Raw genomic sequence first — 3,467 nt, 5'->3', positions numbered from 1 at the left:
GACGCCACGCGCAACGTGCTCATCGAGGCCGCGACCTTTGATCCGATCACGATCGCGCGCACCGCGCGCCGTCACAAGCTTCCCAGTGAGGCATCCAAGCGCTTCGAGCGCGGTGTCGCCCCGCTCGTGCCGTTCGTCGCCGCCCGCCGTGCCGCTGATCTGATGGTCTAGCTCGCCGGCGGCGCGCTCACCGACGAGGGCGGCGCGCTGTTCGCCGAGGTCTTCGTCGCCGACATCGAACTGCCGAAGGGATTCGTGCAGGCGCTGATCGGGGTCGATTACTCCGACGCCGAGATCGTGGACGCGCTCACCACCATCGGTGGAGAGGTCAGCGACACGGATGCCGGCTGGACAGTGATACCGCCGACCTGGCGCCCCGACCTGACCGACAAGTGGTCGCTCGCCGACGAGGTCGCCCGCATCCACGGTCTCGACCGCATCCCCTCGGTGCTGCCGACCCCTCCGTCGGGCCGCGGCCTGACGGCGCACCAGCAGGGTCGTCGTCGGGTCTCCGACGCGCTGGCCGCGGCCGGCCTCGTCGAGACGCCCTCGTTCCCTTTCACCACCGAAGCGGAGAACGATCTGCACGGCTCGGCGTCGGGGGAGCACCTGCCCAGCATCCGACTCGCGAACCCGCTCGACGGATCCGCACCGTTCCTGCGCCGCTCGCTCATCCCGGGGCTGCTGCAGATCGCGCACCGCAACATCTCGCGGGGCCTCACGGATCTCGCGCTGTTCGAGACCGGAGTCGTGTTCCTGCCCGAGCCCGGGGTCGAGTACGGCACTGACGAGGTGCCGCCGCTCGGGGTTCGTCCCTCGGATGCGACGCTCGCCGCACTCAACGCCTCGATCCCGCCGCAGCACCGCCACGTCGCGGTGCTGCTCACCGGCAACATCGTCGCTCGTCAGCCCGGTCGGGCCGCCGAGCCCACGGGCTTGTCCGAGGCGCTCGATGCCGCCCGTGTCATCGCGGCGGCCGCGGGCGTCGACCTCGATGTCGTCCAAGGTGAGCGCGCTGCACTGCACCCGGGCCGCACAGGCGTTCTGACGGTGGGCGATGTCGAGATCGGATACGTCGGAGAGCTCCACCCCGACGTCGCCGCCGGGGCCGACCTGCCCGGTCGCGCCACCGTGCTCGAGCTCGATCTCGACGGCATCCTCTCTCTCGGGGGAGGCCGTGCCGTCGCCGCGTCGTTGTCGACCTTCCCTGCGGCGACGCAGGACGTGTCGCTGGTGCTGGGGGCCGACGTGCCCGCCGGTGCCGTCCGGGCCGCACTCGAAGCGGGCGCCGGTGCGCTTCTCGAGGCCATTCGTCTCGTCGACGACTATCGCGGTGAAGGAGTGGCCGACGGCGAGAAGAGCCTCACCTTCGCGCTCCGCTTCCGCGCAGACGATCGCACTCTCACGGCGGCAGAGGCCACCGAGGCGAAGCTCGCCGGCGTCGCCGTCGCCACCGAGCGCTTCGGCGCGACCCTGCGCGACTGATCGACCCGCATGCGAGCCGCATCCCGATGGGGTGCGGCTCGCATGCGGCCGTCGCCGCCGAGCCGACCCGATCCGCGTCGCCCTCCGGGGTAGCGTGTCGTGATGAGCATCCTTCCGCACAGCACCCCGGCTGCGGTTCCCGATGGCGTCAGGCCGATGGGTGAAGGTCCTTTCCTGCGGCCGGGCGATCAGATCTCGTGGCACTACCGCAAGCCCGGGTGGCAGACCGGTGACGCATCGATGATCACGCCCATGCGGGTGGTGCGCGACGACGAGCGCGGTCTCGTCGCATGGCTCGCACCCGGCACGCTGCAGGAGGGACAGGGCACGCCTGAGGGCGAACGCATCAGGACCGTTCCCCTCGAGCGACGGTGGCTGGATCCGCGGACGCGGATCGTCGAGGAGTGGTGGGGCAACGGCATCCTCCGCATCGCACCGGCGGGCGCCGCATGGTCGGTCTGGCTGTTCTGGAGCGAGGTGAGCGATGTCGGGTGGCAGTTCGCCGGCTGGTACGTGAACCTCGAGAACGCGCACCTGCGCACCGATCACGACACGTACTCGTCGGATCACATCCTCGACGTCGAGATCGAGCCGGACGGCAGCGTGCACCTGAAGGACGAGGACGAGCTGATCGCCGCGATCGAGCAGGGGAGGCTCACGAGCGAACAGGCCGCGCAGATCGAGCGTCACGCCGACGCGGCCATCGCGTCGTTCCGAGCAGGGGAGTGGCCCTTCGACCCCGAGTGGCAGACGTGGCGGCCTGATCCGTCGTGGAGGGTGCCCGTTCTCGAGGGGCTCGACGATCTCGGAACGCCGTGATCGCGGGTCTGCTGTGAGCGGAGCCCCCTTCCTTTCCCCGGCGGATGCTGGTGGCATGGAGCCATGACTGATGTGCTGATCCTCGGTGGAACCGGCTGGCTGTCCGGCCGCATCGCCGGACGACTCCTGATGAACGGGGCGACGGTGATGTGCCTCGCGAGGGGCGGGCGCCCGTCTCCGGAGGGAGCGAGCCTGGTGCTCGCCGACCGTGACGACCCCGCTGCCTACGACGCCGTCTCGGGCCGTGACTGGGATCACGTCATCGATGTCTCGTCGAGTGCGACGCATGTCGCGGCCGCAGTGGAGGCTCTCGGCGGCAGGGCCGCGCGCTGGACGTATGTGTCGTCGATGTCGGTGTACTCCGATGACGCGACAGTCGGAGCCGACGAGACGGCGCCCGTGCATCGGCCGGCCGCCGTCGGAGACGAGTACGAGTACGGAGCGCAGAAGGTCGCCGCCGAGAACGCGGTGCGCACCCTCGGCGATCGCGCGCTGATCGTGCGTCCGGGCTTGATCGTCGGGCAGGGGGATCCCAGCGACCGCTTCGGCTACTGGGCTGCCGCGTTCCTGCGTGCGGAGGGGGAAACCGAGAAGGTGCTGGTTCCGCGTGGGGACGGCCGCAGCGTGCAGGTCATCGACGTCGATGATCTGACCGAGTTCCTCGTCACGACGACGGCGACCGGCGTGATCGATGCGATCGGAGACCGGCATGCTCTGGGCGATGTCCTGGAGGCGGTGCGTCGACGTGCCGGGCACCGCGGCGACACCGTGACGGCAGAGGATGACTGGTTGGTCGCGAACGGCGTCGAGCACTGGGCGGGGGAGCGGTCGCTGCCGCTGTGGCTGCCCGCCGAGATGACCGGGTTCATGACCCGGTCGAACGAGCGCTATCGAGCGGCCGGGGGCGGACTGCGGCCGCTCGATGAGACGATCGCGGCGGTGGTCGACGACGAACAGCACCGCGGCGTCGATCGCGATCGCCGAGCCGGCCTCACCCGGGCAGACGAGCTCGCACTGATCCAGCGGCTGGGGTGAGATCGCGCGTCGCTAGACTCTGAGCAGTGACACGGGGTGCCGCATCCGCGGCTGAGATGAGACCCGTCGAACCTGATCTAGTTCGTACTAGCGAAGGGATGTCGCAATGAGCGATCGTCTGCGTCCGG

4 protein-coding genes and 1 riboswitch are annotated in these 3,467 nt (G+C 70.0%); all 4 genes read left to right on the top strand.

Annotated features, from left to right (window positions below):
* The coding region (locus J7E68_RS19565; protein ID WP_251048591.1) for a phenylalanine--tRNA ligase beta subunit-related protein at positions 1–171 on the top strand (171 nt) is incomplete at its 5' end.
* A 36-nt stretch (positions 172–207) separates the two neighbouring features.
* Positions 208–1,485, top strand: coding sequence for a hypothetical protein (locus J7E68_RS03355; protein WP_311416192.1), 1,278 nt, complete (start codon positions 208–210; stop codon positions 1,483–1,485).
* A gap of 102 nt (positions 1,486–1,587) precedes the next feature.
* Positions 1,588–2,304 (top strand): DUF402 domain-containing protein, encoded by a 717-nt coding sequence (locus J7E68_RS03350; protein WP_215169840.1) that lies wholly within the window; start codon positions 1,588–1,590, stop codon positions 2,302–2,304.
* Positions 2,305–2,367: 63 nt separating this feature from the next.
* Positions 2,368–3,339 carry an NAD-dependent epimerase/dehydratase family protein gene (locus J7E68_RS03345; RefSeq protein ID WP_215169838.1) on the top strand — a complete coding sequence of 324 codons (972 nt, stop codon included), beginning with the start codon at positions 2,368–2,370 and terminating at the stop codon, positions 3,337–3,339.
* 22 nt (positions 3,340–3,361) lie between these two features.
* A riboswitch (TPP riboswitch) is annotated at positions 3,362–3,455 on the top strand.
* Positions 3,456–3,467 lie beyond the last annotated feature (12 nt).

The sequence above is a fragment of the Microbacterium sp. ISL-103 genome (assembly GCF_018613995.1).
Classification (GTDB): domain Bacteria; phylum Actinomycetota; class Actinomycetes; order Actinomycetales; family Microbacteriaceae; genus Microbacterium.
Note: the sequence above shows the minus strand (reverse complement) of the source record. Positions and strands in the feature narration are given on the sequence as shown.